The sequence below is a fragment of the Stenotrophomonas maltophilia genome (assembly GCF_006974125.1).
GTDB lineage: Bacteria > Pseudomonadota > Gammaproteobacteria > Xanthomonadales > Xanthomonadaceae > Stenotrophomonas > Stenotrophomonas maltophilia_O.
This window is the reverse complement of record NZ_CP037858.1, coordinates 4,003,447-4,019,549: the sequence shown is the minus strand read 5'-3', so window position 1 is coordinate 4,019,549 and position 16,103 is coordinate 4,003,447. Positions and strand designations below refer to the sequence as shown.

At 66.5% G+C, this 16,103-nt stretch carries 18 protein-coding genes; 10 read left to right on the top strand and 8 right to left on the bottom strand.

The genetic code is table 11. The features are described from left to right. Positions 1–6 precede the first annotated feature (6 nt). The 3 genes from EZ304_RS18600 to EZ304_RS18590 are packed head-to-tail and all read left to right on the top strand — an operon-like array spanning position 7 to position 3,052. Positions 7–1,062: a quinone-dependent dihydroorotate dehydrogenase gene (locus EZ304_RS18600; RefSeq protein ID WP_099552874.1), complete on the top strand. Its 1,056-nt coding sequence runs from the start codon at positions 7–9 to the stop codon at positions 1,060–1,062. A gap of 8 nt (positions 1,063–1,070) precedes the next feature. Then, a complete protein-coding gene (gene murB / locus EZ304_RS18595; RefSeq protein WP_099552875.1) occupies positions 1,071–2,132 on the top strand; it encodes a UDP-N-acetylmuramate dehydrogenase in 1,062 nt (353 codons plus the stop codon). A 32-nt stretch (positions 2,133–2,164) separates the two neighbouring features. After that, positions 2,165–3,052, top strand: a complete 888-nt coding sequence (locus EZ304_RS18590; protein ID WP_099552876.1) for a DMT family transporter — start codon at positions 2,165–2,167, stop codon at positions 3,050–3,052. A 98-nt stretch (positions 3,053–3,150) separates the two neighbouring features. On the opposite strand, the gene EZ304_RS18585 is transcribed toward EZ304_RS18590, so the two are convergent. The 3 genes from EZ304_RS18585 to EZ304_RS18575 all read right to left on the bottom strand — a co-directional run bounded on the left by EZ304_RS18585 (position 3,151) and on the right by EZ304_RS18575 (position 5,879). Further along, positions 3,151–4,158 (bottom strand): aminoglycoside phosphotransferase family protein, encoded by a 1,008-nt coding sequence (locus EZ304_RS18585; RefSeq protein WP_142807820.1) that lies wholly within the window; start codon positions 4,156–4,158, stop codon positions 3,151–3,153. 99 nt (positions 4,159–4,257) lie between these two features. Next, positions 4,258–5,292 (bottom strand): DUF418 domain-containing protein, encoded by a 1,035-nt coding sequence (locus tag EZ304_RS18580; RefSeq protein WP_142807819.1) that lies wholly within the window; start codon positions 5,290–5,292, stop codon positions 4,258–4,260. Continuing rightward, positions 5,289–5,879 carry a TetR/AcrR family transcriptional regulator gene (locus EZ304_RS18575; protein WP_142807818.1) on the bottom strand — a complete coding sequence of 197 codons (591 nt, stop codon included), beginning with the start codon at positions 5,877–5,879 and terminating at the stop codon, positions 5,289–5,291. Before EZ304_RS18575 ends, EZ304_RS18580 begins: the two co-directional genes overlap by 4 nt. Before the next feature lie 143 nt (positions 5,880–6,022). Between EZ304_RS18575 and EZ304_RS18570 the strand changes: the two genes are divergently transcribed. Continuing rightward, positions 6,023–6,448: a DoxX family protein gene (locus tag EZ304_RS18570; RefSeq protein WP_099552880.1), complete on the top strand. Its 426-nt coding sequence runs from the start codon at positions 6,023–6,025 to the stop codon at positions 6,446–6,448. Here the strand turns inward: EZ304_RS18570 and EZ304_RS18565 are convergent. Together EZ304_RS18565 and EZ304_RS18560 are read right to left on the bottom strand one after the other, a co-directional pair. After that, complete coding sequence (locus tag EZ304_RS18565) at positions 6,421–7,224, bottom strand: APH(3')-II family aminoglycoside O-phosphotransferase (RefSeq protein WP_142807817.1); 804 nt, start codon at positions 7,222–7,224, stop codon at positions 6,421–6,423. The genes EZ304_RS18570 and EZ304_RS18565 overlap by 28 nt on opposite strands. Positions 7,225–7,265: 41 nt before the next feature. Beyond that, positions 7,266–7,481, bottom strand: coding sequence for a DUF2938 family protein (locus EZ304_RS18560; protein ID WP_239503746.1), 216 nt, complete (start codon positions 7,479–7,481; stop codon positions 7,266–7,268). Here EZ304_RS18560 and EZ304_RS18555 point away from each other — a divergent pair. Genes EZ304_RS18555 through EZ304_RS18545 form a run of 3 tightly spaced genes read left to right on the top strand, consistent with a single transcriptional unit; the run spans position 7,473 to position 9,308 of the window. After that, positions 7,473–7,820, top strand: coding sequence for a rhodanese-like domain-containing protein (locus tag EZ304_RS18555; RefSeq protein WP_239503745.1), 348 nt, complete (start codon positions 7,473–7,475; stop codon positions 7,818–7,820). The two genes, EZ304_RS18560 and EZ304_RS18555, sit on opposite strands and share 9 nt — an antisense overlap. Before the next feature lie 14 nt (positions 7,821–7,834). Beyond that, positions 7,835–8,563 carry a GNAT family N-acetyltransferase gene (locus tag EZ304_RS18550; RefSeq protein WP_142807816.1) on the top strand — a complete coding sequence of 243 codons (729 nt, stop codon included), beginning with the start codon at positions 7,835–7,837 and terminating at the stop codon, positions 8,561–8,563. A 28-nt stretch (positions 8,564–8,591) separates the two neighbouring features. After that, positions 8,592–9,308 (top strand): SDR family NAD(P)-dependent oxidoreductase, encoded by a 717-nt coding sequence (locus EZ304_RS18545; RefSeq protein ID WP_142807815.1) that lies wholly within the window; start codon positions 8,592–8,594, stop codon positions 9,306–9,308. On the opposite strand, the gene EZ304_RS18540 is transcribed toward EZ304_RS18545, so the two are convergent. Further along, the gene (locus EZ304_RS18540) at positions 9,302–10,813 is read right to left on the bottom strand and encodes an MFS transporter (protein ID WP_142807814.1); all 1,512 of its coding nucleotides are present in this window, start codon (positions 10,811–10,813) and stop codon (positions 9,302–9,304) included. The genes EZ304_RS18545 and EZ304_RS18540 overlap by 7 nt on opposite strands. 120 nt (positions 10,814–10,933) lie before the next feature. Here EZ304_RS18540 and EZ304_RS18535 point away from each other — a divergent pair, with 120 nt between their 5' ends. Both EZ304_RS18535 and EZ304_RS18530 read left to right on the top strand, forming a co-directional pair. Then, positions 10,934–11,836, top strand: a complete 903-nt coding sequence (locus EZ304_RS18535; RefSeq protein WP_142807813.1) for a LysR substrate-binding domain-containing protein — start codon at positions 10,934–10,936, stop codon at positions 11,834–11,836. 63 nt (positions 11,837–11,899) lie between these two features. Continuing rightward, positions 11,900–13,846: an EAL domain-containing protein gene (locus EZ304_RS18530; RefSeq protein WP_099552886.1), complete on the top strand. Its 1,947-nt coding sequence runs from the start codon at positions 11,900–11,902 to the stop codon at positions 13,844–13,846. Here the strand turns inward: EZ304_RS18530 and EZ304_RS18525 are convergent. After that, positions 13,843–14,454 (bottom strand): TetR/AcrR family transcriptional regulator, encoded by a 612-nt coding sequence (locus tag EZ304_RS18525; RefSeq protein ID WP_049449635.1) that lies wholly within the window; start codon positions 14,452–14,454, stop codon positions 13,843–13,845. The two genes, EZ304_RS18530 and EZ304_RS18525, sit on opposite strands and share 4 nt — an antisense overlap. A 104-nt stretch (positions 14,455–14,558) precedes the next feature. Between EZ304_RS18525 and EZ304_RS18520 the strand changes: the two genes are divergently transcribed. Then, complete coding sequence (locus EZ304_RS18520; protein ID WP_142807812.1) at positions 14,559–15,635, top strand: MBL fold metallo-hydrolase; 1,077 nt, start codon at positions 14,559–14,561, stop codon at positions 15,633–15,635. A 79-nt stretch (positions 15,636–15,714) separates the two neighbouring features. Here EZ304_RS18520 and EZ304_RS18515 read toward each other — a convergent pair whose 3' ends face one another. Then, on the bottom strand, positions 15,715–16,014 hold the full coding sequence (locus EZ304_RS18515) for a hypothetical protein (RefSeq protein ID WP_142807811.1): 300 nt from the start codon (positions 16,012–16,014) through the stop codon (positions 15,715–15,717). Positions 16,015–16,103 lie beyond the last annotated feature (89 nt).

Genomic DNA, 16,103 nt, shown 5'->3' with positions numbered 1-16,103 from the left:
CGACGCATGTATTCGCTTGCCCGCCCCTTCCTGTTCTCGCTCGACGCCGAGCGCGCCCACGGCCTCGGCCTGTCCGCACTGGACCTGGCCTATCGCACCGGCACCACGCCGCTGCTGGCCGCCCGCATCGCGCCGATGCCGAGCACCGTGTTCGGGCTGACGTTCCCCAATCCGGTCGGCCTCGCTGCCGGCCTGGACAAGAACGGCGAGCACATCGATGCGCTGTTCGCGCTCGGCTTCGGCTTCGTCGAGATCGGCACCATCACCCCGCGCCCGCAGGCTGGCAATCCGCAGCCGCGCCTGTTCCGCCTGCCGGAACACAACGCGATCATCAACCGCATGGGCTTCAACAACGCGGGCGTGGATGCACTGGTGCGCAATGTCGAGCGCGCGCGCAACCGTCGCGGCCTGCTCGGCATCAACATCGGCAAGAACAAGGACACCCCCAACGAACAGGCCGTGGACGATTACATCGCCTGCCTGGACAAGGTGTATCCGCTGGCCGACTACATCACGGTCAACATCTCCTCGCCCAACACCGCCGGCCTGCGTGAGCTGCAGGAAGAGACCGCACTGCGCCAGCTTGTCAGCCAGCTGCGTGACCGCCAGGAAGCCCTGGCTGCGCAGCATGGTCGCCGCGTGCCGATGCTGGTGAAGGTGGCGCCCGACCTCAGCGAGCGCGACATCGATGCCGCCGCCCGTGTGCTGGGCGAACTGCAGGTGGACGGCGTGATCGCCACCAACACCACCATCGACCACAGCAAGGTGGCCGGCGATCCGCTGGCCAATGAGGCCGGTGGCCTGTCCGGCGCGCCGGTGCTGGAGCAGTCCACCCTGGTGCTGCGCCGCCTGCGCTCGCGCCTGCCCGAATCGGTGCCGCTGATCGGCGTCGGCGGCATCCTGTCCGGTGCCGATGCCGTGGCCAAGATGGCCGCCGGCGCCGCGCTGGTGCAGTGCTATAGCGGCTTGATCTTCCGTGGCCCTGCCCTGGTCTCCGAATGCGTGGAGGCGATCCGTCGCCGTCGCGAAGCGCCCAGCCGCGGCGCGGTGGCCCCACTGTGAGCGCGCCCATGGATACCGTCGACGGCAACGCCCCGCTGCGCTGGACGCTCACCCGCAATGCACCGCTGCAGGCGCTGAACACCTTCCATGTGCAGGCCAGTGCAGCGCAGCTGCTGGAACTGCACGACCCCACGCTGCTGCCGGAAGTGCTGGCGCTGCCCGAAGTGGCCAGCGGCCCACTGCTGGTGCTGGGCAGCGGCAGCAACGTACTGATCGCTGAAGACCTGCCCGGCACCGTGCTGGTGTTCGGCAACCGCGACATCAGCTTCCTGGAACACCGCGCCGACCATGCAGTGATCCGCGCCGGCGCCGGCGTGCCCTGGCATGGCCTGGTGATGTGGTCGCTGCAGGAAGGCCTGTCCGGACTGGAGAACCTGGCGCTGATTCCCGGTACGGCCGGTGCTGCGCCGATCCAGAACATCGGTGCCTATGGCGCGCAGGTTGGCGAGTTCATCCAGGCCGTCGAAGCCTGGGACTGCCAGGAACAGGCCTGGGTGCGGCTGGACAACGAACAGTGTGGCTTCGCCTACCGCGACAGCGTGTTCAAGCAGCAGATGGACCGCTACCTGATCACCGCCATCGAGCTGAAGCTGCCATTGCTGCACGACCTGCGCATGGACTACGCCGGCATCCGCGAGGAACTGCAGGCACAGGGCGTGGAACTGCCGGGTGCGGTAGACGTGGCCAATGCGGTGATCGCGATCCGCCGCCGCAAACTGCCCGATCCGGACGTGCTGGGCAATGCCGGCAGCTTCTTCAAGAACCCGGTGCTGCCGCTGGAACAGGTTGACGTGCTGCTGCAGCACTTCCCCGAGCTGCCGGTGTTCCCGTCCGACCAGGACGGAAAACGCAAGGTCTCGGCGGCCTGGATGATCGAGTCCTGCGGCTGGAAGGGCTTCCGCGAAGGCGATGCCGGCGTGGCCCCGAGCCATGCACTGGTGCTGGTCAACCACGGTAACGCCACCGGTGCTGCGCTGCTGGCGCTGGCGCGACGCATCTCCGCCTCGGTGCTGGAGAAGTTCGGCGTGCCGATCGAACCGGAGCCCCGCCTGCTCGGCGCACAGTGGTGAACAGCCCCGCCCTCTCCCCCAGCGCCACCCCGATGCGGGCGGCGCTGTTGATGCTCGGCAGCACGATGGCATTCGGCCTGATGGCCGTGGCGATCCGCTACGCCACGCGCTACGTACCGACCCAGGAAGTGGCGTTCTTCCGCAACGCCTTCGGCCTGCTCGCGCTGTTGCCGATGCTGCTGCGCCCCGGCCACGCACCACTGAAGACCCAGCAGCTGCCGCGCTATTTCGTGCGCAGTGCGATCGGCCTGGGCTCGATGCTGTGCGCGTTCTGGGCGCTGGGCCACCTGCCATTGGCGCAGGCGGTATCGCTCTCGTACTCCACGCCGCTGTTCGTCACCATTGCTGCCGTGCTCTGGCTGGGTGAGACCGTGCGCGTGCGCCGCTGGGCCGCGGTGGTGGTCGGCTTCATCGGCGTGCTGGTGATCGTGCGCCCCGGTACCGCCGGCTTCACCGCGGGAAGCCTGGTGGCGGTGGCTGCCGCCGTGCTCAGCTCATTGGTGGCGATCCAGATCAAGCAGCTGACCCGCGTCGACAGTGCCGACACCGTGGTGCTCTACACCTACGTGTTCTGGGTGCCGCTGTCGCTGGTCCCGGCACTGTTCGTCTGGGTCTGGCCCACCGGCATGGCGTGGCTGTGGCTGCTGGCCACCGGCGTGCTTGGCACCATCGGCCAGCTGCTGTGGACGCGCGCACTGCGCCTGGGCGAAGTCTCCGCCCTGACCCCGATCAGCTTCCTGCAGCTGCCGCTGGTAACGCTGTGCGGCTGGCTGCTGTTCAACGAAACGGTGGATCGCTGGACGATCATTGGTGCCGGCATCATCCTCGCCGCCAACGCCTACATTGCCCATCGCGAGGCCGTGCTGTCGCGTCGTGCCGCCAGTGCCGCGGCCTCGGCAGCGGCCAAGCCCGCGGAATAGAAACCACCTGCATGGACACGCCATGGGTGAACAACCTACCGGGAAGTCACAACTAACAGTCGACTCTACCCGGGGCGATCCTGGCAACGGCCCGGGAACTAACCCAGCGCGCGATACGCACGCTCCGCCGCATCGAACACATTGCCCGGCGCGAACTGTTCGCCCAGATAGTGCAGCGACTGCCGCCGCAATGGAGGCGAGCGCTCCTCTCCATCGCTCCCCAGCAGCACCTGCTGGAACTCGATCAGGTCCTGGAGGATGCGCCAGTGCCGGTACCAGGCGATCCAGCGCGGATCGCCACGGTCACTGCCGTAGCCGTCTTCGAACCCCAGTGGATTCTCGCGGCCCCAGCGCCCGCCGACAGCGGCACCGATGAACATCAGGTCACGCTCGCGCGGGGCCAGCGACAGGCCATCCCAGTCGATCAGGTGCAGGCCACCGTCATTGCCCATCAGCAGATTGCCGGCATGCAGGTCGGTATGGCACAGGTGCAGGTCAGCCGGAACCTCCTGCAATGCCGCGCGCAGCTGCAGTGCCTGCGCATGCAGCGCGGTGATGCGCGCATGCTGCCGGTCCCATACGGAAACGAATGCACGGCCCAGCCCATCCTTTGCGGCGGCAAGGCCCTCGCCCGCCAGCCACTGCCCAACGGTCTCAAGTGCCGCAGTTTCCAGCCGCACGGTCGGTAGCCCACGCTGCAGTTCGGTCGGCAGCGGCGACGCGTGCAGGCGCCGCAGCACCTCGCCCAGGCGTCGCCACTGCCTATGGCTCAACGCCGCCTCGAACCCGGACTGGCCTTCTATGTAGGGGAACAGGGTGAACTGCAGTCCCCAACGCTGCACCGACGCACCACCGGTCAGCGCCGGCCATGGGGCCACGATTTCATCGATGCCCAGCGTACCGCGCAGCCAGTGCAGGCTGTCCCATACCGCCGGATCAACCTGGTACGTGCGGCATTTCAGCCACCATTGACCGTGGCGCGCGTCGACACGATACACGCTGGCATTGGCGTCGGCACCCACCGGGCGCGGCACCACAGCGGTGGCGGTAATGCCATAGGATTGTTGCAGGACTTCGCCGAGATGCTGCGCCGAAGCGAATGACATGGATGCAAGCGGAAAGTAATACCTGCCGCCACTATCGCAGATGCGTTCGCCGCGACACAGACATGTCCGTCACAACATCACCTCGGCGCGACCAAAGGACTAGCCCGCGATGCGCCGCATCATCGCTTCCAGTGGACCGCGTGCGAACTGCCACGACCACAGCCACGCCGCGCCTGTCGCCAGCATCAGGAACAACAGCGCCCACAACAGCACCGAGGCAAGCGACGCACGTCCGTCAAGCAGGCCGAGGCTTTCCAGTGTTCCCATGCCCAGCAGGATGTGGCCGACATAGAGCGTGAGGGTCATGCGCCCTGCCGCCGTGAACGGCGCCAGCCAGTCACCCGGTCGCACACGCGCCAGCCACAGGCAGGCGGCAATGACACTGCACGCCGCGCCCGCACCGGTGAGTACGTAGGCCGGTCCCGGCGGCATCGGCTGCGTTCCCAGCCACGCCTGCCATGGCGTTCCCTGCGCAAGCTGCTGCACGCCCTGGCCGGCACCAACCAACAGCACGCCCAGCACCAGCAGTGCACGCTGCACCCGCGGTTGCGACAGCTCCAGCCGTGCCAGCAGCATCCCCAGCAGGAAGAAGCACAACCAGGGCAGCAGCGGATGGAAGCCGTTGAACAGGAGGTTGCGGACCGCGCCCGGCCATTGCCACAGACCGGCGTATTCCAGCGTCTGCCAGTTCCATCCCTGGCTGTAGTCCCAGTGCAGCAACGCCCAGAACGAACAGGCCGCCAGGCCCACGATGCTGGCCAGCAACACCCGCGGCGAAGCACGCAACCACACCACGGCCAATGCGAAATACACCGCGTAGTAATGCAGGATATCGGCCGGGAACAGGGTCAGGTTGAGCAGGCCCAGCACCAGCAGGAACAGTGCGCGCCGCCAGGTCTGCACACTGGCCAGCCACCAACCCTGCCGCTGCGTGGCCAGTACCAGGCCAAGACCGGCCAGCGTAACGAACGTCGCCGAGGCCTTGCCCTCCAGCAGATGGAAGAAGCCTGCCAACCAACCCTCACCCTCTGCCGGCACGGCCATCGCCAGGCGGAAGTTGACCAGCACCATGCCGGCCAGCGCCAGGTAGCGCGCAAGATCAAGGCCGTGCAATCGCCGGTCGACGGCGCTCAAGCGCGTGCCCCAAGCAGCAGCGCGAGCAGACCCAGATCCAGCGAAGCCTCATCGGTGCCATCGGCTTCGCCCAGCCCCCGCCGCAGCGCGTCGCTCTCGATGGCGTCCAGCAGCACCTGCGACTGCAATGCCGGTGTCAACGCCGGGCGCCGACGTTCGCGCTGCGCAACGTGCTGCAGGGCTTCGGCCAGCGTCGCCTGCAATTGCCTGCGATTGGCCGCGAATGCCTCGGCCACGGCAGGATTGCGTGCGCTCTCGGCCAATACTTCGACGGCGAGCGTCGCCCATTCCGGCTGCCGGCATAGTGCGTGGAAGTCCTGAAGGAACACCAGCACCTGTGCGCGCTCGCCATCGGACGCAGCCAGGCGCTGCAGCAACGGTGCCAGTTCTTCGCTCTCAGCCACCGCCACGGCAAGGATGATCGCTTCCTTGCCCGGGAAGTGGTTGTAGAGATTGCCCAGGCTGACACCGGCCGCCTGCGCGATGTCACGCATGCTGGTCTGGTGGAATCCCTTTGCGAGAAAGCACTGCAGAGCGGCCTGCAGGATCTGCGCGATGCGTTGCTCGTTGCGGTCGGCTCGGTTCATGACGCAAATAGTGAACGAACGTTCGTCCAATTAGAAGACGACAACCCGACCACCATCGGGCTTCGTTCAGCCAGCCTTGACCTCAACCGCTGTTGAGGCCCGATGCTGCGCGGCCTGTCCCATGCTCAACCCGGAGTTCCTGCATGCCAAGGATGATCACCACCCTGCTCGACAGCCGCGTGCTGTGGCTCCTCGCCCGACTGCTGCTGGCCGTGGTGTTCCTGTCCTCGGGCCTGGCCAAGCTGCTGGCGTGGGACAACAGCGTGGCCGAAATGCAGGCGGCCGGGCTGCAACCGCCTGTGCTGTTCAACCTCGCCAGCGCCGTGGTGCTGCTGGGCGGCTCACTGTGCCTGCTGCTTGACCGCCTGCTCTGGCTGGGCAGCGGTGCGCTGGCAGTGTTCATGCTGCTGACCATCGTCATCGTGCATACCTTCTGGACCAAGCACGGCGCGGAACAGCAGCTGGCCCTGTTCTTCGCGCTGGAGCACCTGAGCGTGGTCGGCGGCCTGATCTGCGCGGCCATCGCCAGCCACGCGCGGGCTCAGAAGAACTCGTCGAGCAACCGGTAGAACGCCAGCCGGCGCTCGTCGGCCACCGCGCCGTAGCGCTGGAACAACGGCGCGACCCAACGCGTGTCGCCGAAGTTGTGGACCAGGCTGCGCGCGGCCAGCGCCAGGTCCTGGTAGCGGTCGGCAACACCCAGTCGCCCACAGTCGATGAAACCGCTGAAACGCCCCTCGACCACCATCAGGTTCGGCAGGCAGGCATCGCCATGGCTGACCACCAGGTCTTCATGATCGGGCCGGGTGCTGCACAGTTCGGCGAAGACCTGCTGCGGACTCTGGCCCAGGCGCTCGTCATCGAAGTCGTCAGCGTCGACCATGCCCGCCTCGACCCGTGCCTGCGCCGCCTGCAGGCGCGAGGCCAGTCGCTGGTCGAACGGACAGGCTGCCACCGGCAACGCATGCAGCCCGCGCAGCGCGTCGGCCAGCAGTTCCACCAGTTCCTGCGGCGCGAGTTCAGGCGACGAAGCCAGGTCGCGGCCGGGCAGCGCGCTCATCAGCAACCAGCGCCGGCCCGCTTCTTCGGCGGTGGCAATCACCGTCGGCGCCGGTTGTCCCTGTGCCTGCAGCCAGCGCAGGCGCGCGATCTCATCGCCCAGCTCACTGAAGGCGTCGATCACTTCCGACTTCACGAAGGCATCGGCCTGCCCCGGCCGTTGCACACGGGCTACATCCGCGCGCGAAACACCGATCGACTGGCGCTCGATGCGCGCATCGGCCAACGTTTCCTGCCATGCCCACGGTAGCGGCATGCCATCAGTGGAGGGATCGGGTGCTTCCATGCCGGGGTGTTCCTGTTGCCGGTGACCCCACGGATTCTCGCTCATCCTGCACGGATCGCGGCCAACAGCAGCGCGGAAAGGTACATGCCTGCGCCGAACACGCTGTGCGCCACCAGGCTGCGCAGGCGCGCCTTGCCCGGCGCCGGGGTCTTCGAAGCGGCAAGGCCGGCACCCATGCCCGGCTGCAGGATGAGGAACGGCGCGGCAACACTGAGAGTGCCGAAGGCCAGCGCAGCGAGATGCAGGGCGTGATCCACGACAGCCTTCAGCGCCGCGATGCCCTGGAGGGGCTGACCGTCGAGCAGCTGCTGGAACAACGCAGCAGCGTGGTGCTGCTGGATGTACGGCCGCGCGAGGAATTCGATCTGGGCCACCTGCCCGGCGCGCTGAACATTCCCGTTACGGAACTGCGTGCACGGATGGACGAACTGCCGCGTGCCGTCCACATTGTCGCGTACTGCCGCGGTCCCTACTGCGTGCTGTCCAACGATGCGGTGGCGATGCTGCGCGAGGCCGGACTGACCGCGCAGCGGCTCGCTGCCGGTTACCCCGAATGGAAGGCCGCCGGCCTGCAGGTGGACCTGCCCCGGCACTGAGCGAGACACCGGTCATGGATGATGTGTTTGCCCCGTTGATCGATGCGACCTGGCGCGGCGTGTTCTCCGGGCAGCGCACGCTGCAGGATGATCCACTGCTGCAGTTGGCGTGCAGCGATGATTTCGATGAGGGCGAGGATGGCATGCTGCTGCAGCCACTCGTCGGCCCTGCGCGCGCACTGCTGCGCCCTGCCCTGGCGGCTCGCCTGCAACTGCCAGTACAACCGCACTGGACGCTGGCGCAGCTGCAACAGCGTCTGCAGCAGCTCGACCAGCGCACGCATGGCGCGGATCGCGTCTTCTACTTCCCTGCCGCAGAACTTGCGGCCTTGGCCGATCGCCCTGTACCGCCACATATCCGCCGTCTCGACCCGGCCGACGCAGCCGCGTTCGACATGTTCCAGGCCAGCGCCAGCGAAGAGGATCTGGATGCGGCCTGGGTTGAACTGGACCACTGGCAGGTGTTCGGCGCCTTCGATGGCGAGCAGCTGGTTGCCGCGGCAAGCATGTACCCGTGGAGCCTGGATCCAGCCCTGGCCGACATGGGCGTGCTGACCCTGCCCGAGGCCCGCGGTCGCGGGCACGCGCGCCAGCTGGTACACGCCATGGCCGTGTCCGCGCAGGCGGCCGGGCTGCAGCCTCAATACCGCTGCCAGCTCGACAACACCGCCTCGATCATTACCGCCGAGCGCAGCGGCCTGCGTGCGTTCGCCGACTGGGACACCGTTCTGGCAGCCGATTGAGGCTGCCGCAGTACAACAAGGAAGCAACATGAAATTGATGGTCATCGGCGCCAGCAGGGGCCTCGGTCGGGCGTTCGTGGAAGGCCTGTGCAGTGCGGGCGACACCGTCATCGGCGTTTCGCGCAACCGTCCACGCGATCTTGAATGCCCCGAGGGTGTCACCCTGCAGTGGATCGAAGCCGATCTGTCCCGGCCCACCCTGGCTGCCAATCACATCGCAGCGCAGGCACCGGCCGATCTGGATGTGCTGATCCACAACCTGGGCATCTGGGAAGAGACCGCCTTCAGCGACGAGTACTCCTTCCTCGACGAGAGTGATGCCGCGCTCACCCAACTGGTCGACGTCAACATCACCGCGACCCTGGTGCTGCTGCAGCGCCTGCTGCCGCGAGTGCTCGGCGCGCCACGCCCGCAGCTGGTGCTGACCGGCTCGACCTCGGCACTGCCACGCAGCGGCCGCCCGGAAGTGGCGTTCGGCGCATCCAAGTTCGCGCTCAATGGCATCGCCGATGCACTGCGCGAGGGCTTCCGTGATCGCCGCCTGGCGGTGACCAGCCTGCAGCTGGGCTACCTCAACACCGACGATGCACTGTCGGTGCCGATGGCAGAGGCCGCAGCGCGCGGCGAGGGCGAACTGGTGCCCGTCCATGACGTCGTTGCGATGGTGCGTGCGTTGCTGCAGTTGTCGCCGTCCGGCTTCGTGCGCGAACTGGTGCTGCCGGCCATCGCTGACCCGCGCTACTGACTACCGCTGCGCTGGCCAGGCTCGGCCTCTTCGCGCAACAGGTACCCCAGCACGATGGCGGTCAGCACGGTCGCCATCGCCAGGACAAACAGCTGGCCACGGACGGCCTCCATGTACGCCTGGGCCAGCACCGTTCCCGAAACGCCGGGCAACGCCTCCACCGCTCCACCGAGGTCGCCCATGGACAGCCTGTGCACGGCGGCACGGGCCACGGCGCCGGCCTCCAGCGTCATGTTCCCGCCAATCCGGGCCGAGAGCATGATGCCGACAAGCGCGAGGGCAATGGAATCGCCTGCCAGTCGCATCGCATTGAAGATGCCAGCGGCCATGCCGGCCTGCTCCTTGCCGACCACGCTGACCGCCAGGCCATCCATGATCCCCCAGGGAAGGCCGATGCCGATCCCGATGACCAGCATCGGCATCCAGCGCACCGACGGGAACGGGAACACCTGCGCCAGCCATGCCAGCCCAAGGGCGCCGATCAGCAGGCCCACACAGCACAGCGTCCGCGCCGGAATCCAGCGCAGCAGGTAACCGGCAACCAGGGGAACAACCAGCAAGGGTGCAGACAGTGCTGCCATCGCCAGCCCAGCCTCGGTGGGCCGCAGTCCTTCAACACCGATGAAGCCAGCCGGCAGCACGACCAGAAGGACGACGTAGGAGAACGCAGGGGCAGCGGCCAGAATCTGCACGCCAACAAAGCGCCGGTTGCGGAACAGGCCGAGATCCAGCAAGGGTGTGCGATGGGAGCGCTCAACGACAATGAACCCGCCCAGCAACACCACCGAGAGCGCCAGCAGTACCAGCGTCTGCGGATGCAACAGGCCACGTTCCGGCAGCACGATCATGGCGTAGGTGAGTGAGCCCAGCGCCAGCATGAAGGTGATGGCCCCCAGCCAATCCAGGCGTGGCGAACCGGCGTTTCCCGATTCGGCGGATGACAGGGCGACCAGCGGTACGGTCAGGGCCGCCAGCAACGCCGGCAGGAAGAACACCCATTCCCAGCCCAGCGCATCGATCAACCCGCCCGCCAGCAGCGGACCGCCTGCGGCCCCTGCACCAAAGGTGGTGCCGATCAGGCTGAAAACCCTTGCCCGCGCCTGGCCGTCGAACACCTGCGCCAGCGACGCCATCGCGCCGGCAAACGCTGCCGACGCCGCCATCCCCTGAAGCAGTCGCAGGGCATTGATCCACGCCACATCGGGCATCAGGGGAATCAGGCCGGTGACGAGCGCAAACGACGCGCCGCCCAGAATCCAGATCCGGCGCCTGCCATGCAGATCGGCCAGTCCACCGGCCACCAGCGTGGTGCAGCCGTAGGTCAACAGGTAGGCATTGATGATCCAGGACAGCGCCGCAGGGGAACCGCCCAGCGCGTCCCGGATGGCGGGAATGCCCACCGCGGGGCTGGCAATGCTCAAGGGAATGGTGAGCGCGGTCAGGCAGCCTGCCAGCACCACTCCAAAGCGTGATGATCCGGCCGTCTCAGCAGAGGCAACAGACATGTCGATGAAACTCGAGCGTGGCCAAGCGCCACTGCATTGATGCTATCGACGACGCTATTGCGGAAGAATCCGTCATTCTGTCCATGCTTTAATGACAAAAACGTCATCAATGGCCACGTCATGGACAGCTTTGCCGGTCTCAGCCTCTTCGTTCTGGTCGCCGAGGCACGCAGCTTCGCGGCCGCAGCGCGACAGCGTGGCATCACCCCTTCGGCAGCAAGCAAGACCATCGCCCGGCTGGAAGAGCGCCTGGGCGCCCGCCTGCTGAATCGCAATACCCGCAGCGTCAGCCTGACTGCCGAAGGCGAGCAGTTCCTTGAACGTTGCCGCCGCATCATGATCGAGGTCGCTGCGGCAGAACGCGAGCTGACCGATGCCCAGGCCGCGCCCAGCGGACGCCTGAAGGTCAGTCTTCCACTCGCCAGCGGTCTGATGCTGCCGGTGCTTTCGGCGTTTGCGCACCGCTTCCCCGCCATCGAACTCGACCTGCACTTCAGCGACCGCCTGGTCGATGTCATCGAGGAGGGCTTCGACGCCGTCGTCCGCACAGGCAGCCCCGCCGACTCCCGGCTGCACGGCCGCAACCTGGGTAGTACCCGCCTGCTGTGCGTGGGTGCCCCTGCATACTTCGCCCAGCGCGGCACGCCGCAGCACCCGGATGAGCTGAGTGCTCACGCCTGCCTCCTCCATCGCTTTCCCGGCACCGGCCTGCTCGAACGTTGGCCACTGCCCGCGCATGAGGGAGGCACTGAGCCGCGGCTGACTGCCGCGATGACCGCCAATCATCTTGAGACGATCCTGCACATGGCCATCGATGGCCATGGCATTGCGTGCCTGCCCGACTTCGCCACGCGTGATGCGCTGGACCGCGGTGTGCTCGTCAGTGTCCTGGACCCATGGAGCACCGAGCGAAGCACCTTCTGGGCCCTCTGGCCAAGCCATCGCCATCAGCAGCCGCGTGTACGCGCGTTCGTGGATTTCATGGCCGAACACCTCCTGCCCGAACGCAGCCAACGCAATTGAACCTGCGCCCTGCTGCGACTACGCTGATCGTCACTGGCCGTCGGTCACAGGCGGGAACCTGCTATGGATGCGCTTTCACGGGTTGCGGCCCAGGTCCTGGACAGCGCCCTGCCCAGCCTGCCGCTGTACCTGCTGCAGGCCACGGCGGTGATCGGCATGATCGGCGTGCTGCTGATCGCCACCCGTCGCGCCGGCCATGCCATTGAAGGCCGCCGCCTGTACGTGGGCGTGGCGCTGGGCCTGATCTACCTGTTCAACGCCTGGTTCGTGGCCCGCTACACCCAGGGCGTGGTCAAGCTCCACCTGGGTTTCGACATCCTGCTGGTCAGCGGCCTGCTTGGCGGCTGGCGCGGTGGCCTGGCCTGCCTGGGCGCAAGCCTGCTGGCACGCTACCAGTTCGTCGGCACCCAGTACTTCCTGCCGGCCGGCCTCGAGGCCATGTTGCAGATGCTGGCTGGCGTCTGGCTGCGCAGGCGCCTGCACCCGCGCATGCTCAACGAACTCTCGCTGCGCATGATCCTGCAGGCCTGGGGCGTGCGTATTGTCGTCACTGCGTTGGGCCTGGCACTGGGCGTAGCAATCATCGGCGCCAATCAGCTGCCTGTGGAGGAGTTGGCAATCCAGCGCCTGCTGGCACTGCCACTATCGCTGCTGATGCTGGGCGCGGTGTTCGCACTGGTCTACAACGATGCGCAGATCGATGCACAGCGCCAGCGCGAACAGGCCTGGCTGCGCATCGATCCGATCAGTGGCCTGCCCAACATGCGCGCGCTCGGCGAACGCCTGCAGCATTACTGGCGCGACAACGACGGCATCGGCAAGGCCTGCCTGATCGTGGCAGAGATGGGCAACCTGCGCGATCTGCGCCTGCGCTATGGTCCACTTCAGGACAACGGCCTGTGGCAACGCGACAGTACCGAAGAGGTGCATCGGCTGCTGCCCTCGCTGCCGGCCGGGCGGCTGGAGATCTACCAGTTCGGCGATGCCGCGCTGGCGATCCTGGTGCGCGACCTGACCTTGTCCGAACTACGCACGCAACCGCAGATCACCGAGCTGGCCAGCAACCTGGCCGATCGTGTCGGCCGCGATTGGCCAGGCTTCCGGCCGCTGTTCCGCTGTGCGGTGGTCGAACTGAAGCCACCGGCCGCCGCAGACGATGGCCACCTGCCTTTCCGGGCAATCACCGTGGCACTGAGTGCGATCGAATCCGGCGTCGTGTTCTTCGACGACCCGATCCAGCGTGACAGCGAGATCGACGCCCTGATCGAAGTCGCCCTCGAACGCTGGCTGCAACAGGGCGACGCACCGCTCTGCTACCAGCCCAAGCATCGCCTGCAGGACCGCCAGCTGGTCGGCGCCGAAGCACTGCTGCGCATGCGCGACGGCGAGGGCCGGCTGATCGCGCCGATGCGGGTCATCTCGCTGCTGCGCCGGCAGGGGCGGCTGGCTGAACTGGAATGGGCCACGCTGCAGTCGGCCGTCCACTTCCTGCAGCAGTGCCGACGCGATGGCACGCAGCTGAAGATCGCCGTGAACGTTTCGGCCGAGTCACTGCGCCTGCCCGACTTCGGCCTGCGACTGCAGGAACTGCTGGCACTGCACGATGTACCTGGCGCGATGCTGCGCCTGGAGATCGTCGAATGGACCGAGATCGTCGAGCGCGACGTGGTCGATGCCAACATCGCACAGCTGCTGGCGGCGGAGGTCACCCTGTCACTGGATGATTTCGGTGCCGGCTATTCAACCCTGATCCTGCTTTCGCAGCTGGCCATCGCCGAGGTCAAGATCGAACAGGCGCTGATCGCCACGCTGTCCGACGCCAAGTCGCAGTCGATCGTACGCTTCATCGTCGAAGTCGCGCACCGCTGCGGTGCGGTTGTCGTGGCCGAGGGCACCGAGACCCTGGCGCAGGAACAACAACTGCGTGCACTGGGCGTGGATGTCGGCCAGGGCTATCTGTACTCGGCAGCGCTGCCGGCCGACGAGTTCCGCCGCTTCGCCGCCAGCTAGACCGCGTAGAAACCCAGGAACATCGCCACCGCCGATTCGGCCACACGTGCACGCTCCTGTGCGTTCAACGGTGCCTGCCCCATCGTCACCTGTGGCCAGAACGCAAAGCTCTTCACCAACCCGTGCAGCTGGTGGCCGGCGAACTCCGGATCGACCTCGCGCAACCGGCCATCGGCGATTGCCGCGCGGATCCACGCACTCTCGCCACTTTCCTTCTCGCCCATGCGGCAGACGATGGCCTGCGCCCGCTCCGGTGAGTGGATGATCTCGGCCATCGCCACCCGCGCCAGATCGATGAAATTGGCATCGCTGAGCAGTTCCAGCTTCTGGCCCAGCAGCTGCAGCAGCTGCGCCTGCAGCGGCTGGTCGGCGCGGTACGGCAATGCGTCGCTGGCCACGCTGCGTTCCCACAGCTCCTCCAGGATCATCGAGAACAACGCTTCCTTGCTCGGGAAGTGGTTGTAGACGGTGCGCTTGGAGACCCCGGCCGCCTCTGCGATGCGGTCCATGCTGGTCGCCTCGTAGCCGGATGCACGGAACTCCTCCACCGCCGCGCGCACGATGGCGTCGCGTTTACGGTCGGTCAGGCGTTGTGGGGCACGGGGCATGGCGGGAACCGGATAACTGAACGGACGCCACCATTTTACACCCGGCAGTGTACTTTTTGAAAACACGAAACTACACTGTGCAGTGTACTCAGCGGACGTCACCCATGAAGCGCCTGCTCCTTGTCCTTTTGCTTGGAATCCTCGCCGTGACCGCCTACACCTTCTGCAAGTCCTGGTCCCTCCCCGACTTCCCCGATTCGCCGCAGTATCGCGACGGCAAGTTCCGCAATGCCCTGCCCCGTCCAGCAATGGGCCTGCGCGACGGTGCGGAGATCTGGTGGACGTTCCTGTTCAACAAGCCCAAGGGCACCGTGCCCGCCCACCCGATTCCGGTGCAGCCGCTGGACCGCGCCACCCTCGACGCCGCGCCGGACCGCAGCCTGTTCCGGCTGGGGCACTCCACGATCCTGCTGAAACTGCGTGGCCAGTACTGGCTGACCGACCCGGTGTTCTCCGAGCGCGCATCGCCGGTGCAGTGGATGGGGCCGGCACGCTTCCATGCGCCACCGATCAGCATCGACGCGCTGCCGCCGATCGCCGGCGTGATCCTCTCCCACAACCACTATGACCACCTGGACCATGCCGCAGTGATGCAGCTGGCCGGCAAGACCGCGCGCTTCATTGCCCCGCTCGGCGTGGGTGACCAGCTGATTGCCTGGGGTGTGGACGCCAGCAAGGTGGAACAGCTGGACTGGTGGCAATCGACCGAAGCCAGCGGCCTGCGCCTGACCGCCACCCCGGGCCAGCACTTCTCCGGCCGCGGGCTGGGCGACAGTGATCGCAGCCTGTGGGCGTCATGGGTGATCCAGGACGGCGACTTCCGCATCTTCTTCAGCGGCGACACCGGCTACTTCGACGGCTTCAAGGCCATCGGCGAAAAGTACGGCCCGTTCGACCTGACGATGATCGAGACCGGTGCCTACGACCCGCGTTGGGCGTTCGTGCACATGCAGCCGGAACAAACCCTGCAGGCGCACCTGGACCTGCGCGGCAAGTGGCTGCTGCCGATCCACAACGGCACCTTCGACCTGGCCCTGCACGAGTGGCAGCAGCCGTTCGAACGGATCACCGCGCTGGCCGCAGCGAAGAATGTTCCGGTGGCCACGCCTATGATGGGCGAAGCGCTGGACATGCAGGCGCCGCAGGCGGGTAGCCGCTGGTGGGAGACGGTGGAGCTGTAACAGGGGGGGCGCTTGACCTGCCGGAAACCATGTAGAGCCGAGCCATGCTCGGCTGCTTCTCAAAAGTGTTCCGTGGAAGTCAAACAAGCCCAGCTCTGGAGGCACCGCAAGTAGAGATACTGGCAGCATTGCTGACATCGAAATGCACGGTTATCAACCCGGCTTCCGGAAGCGCATTTTGGACCTGCACGCATGTATCACGCGCGACTTCGTTTGCGACCGTTCCCTCTCTCTGGAATCGCAACGCCAAGATACCCGGCAAACCACTACCCGGCAGCGCATCGTCACATCCCGACTCTGCGAGACTTCGCTCAAATGCACTGAGACCTTCCCCGATATCGGACACTCGGTACATCAGCGTGAAACTGAATTCCATCATCAATCCATTCCAGATCCGAGGTCGCTACCAATAGCGTATGGCCTGGTCGACGGCCGTCCAGAGCCACATCCGTCAACCCCATTGATGGT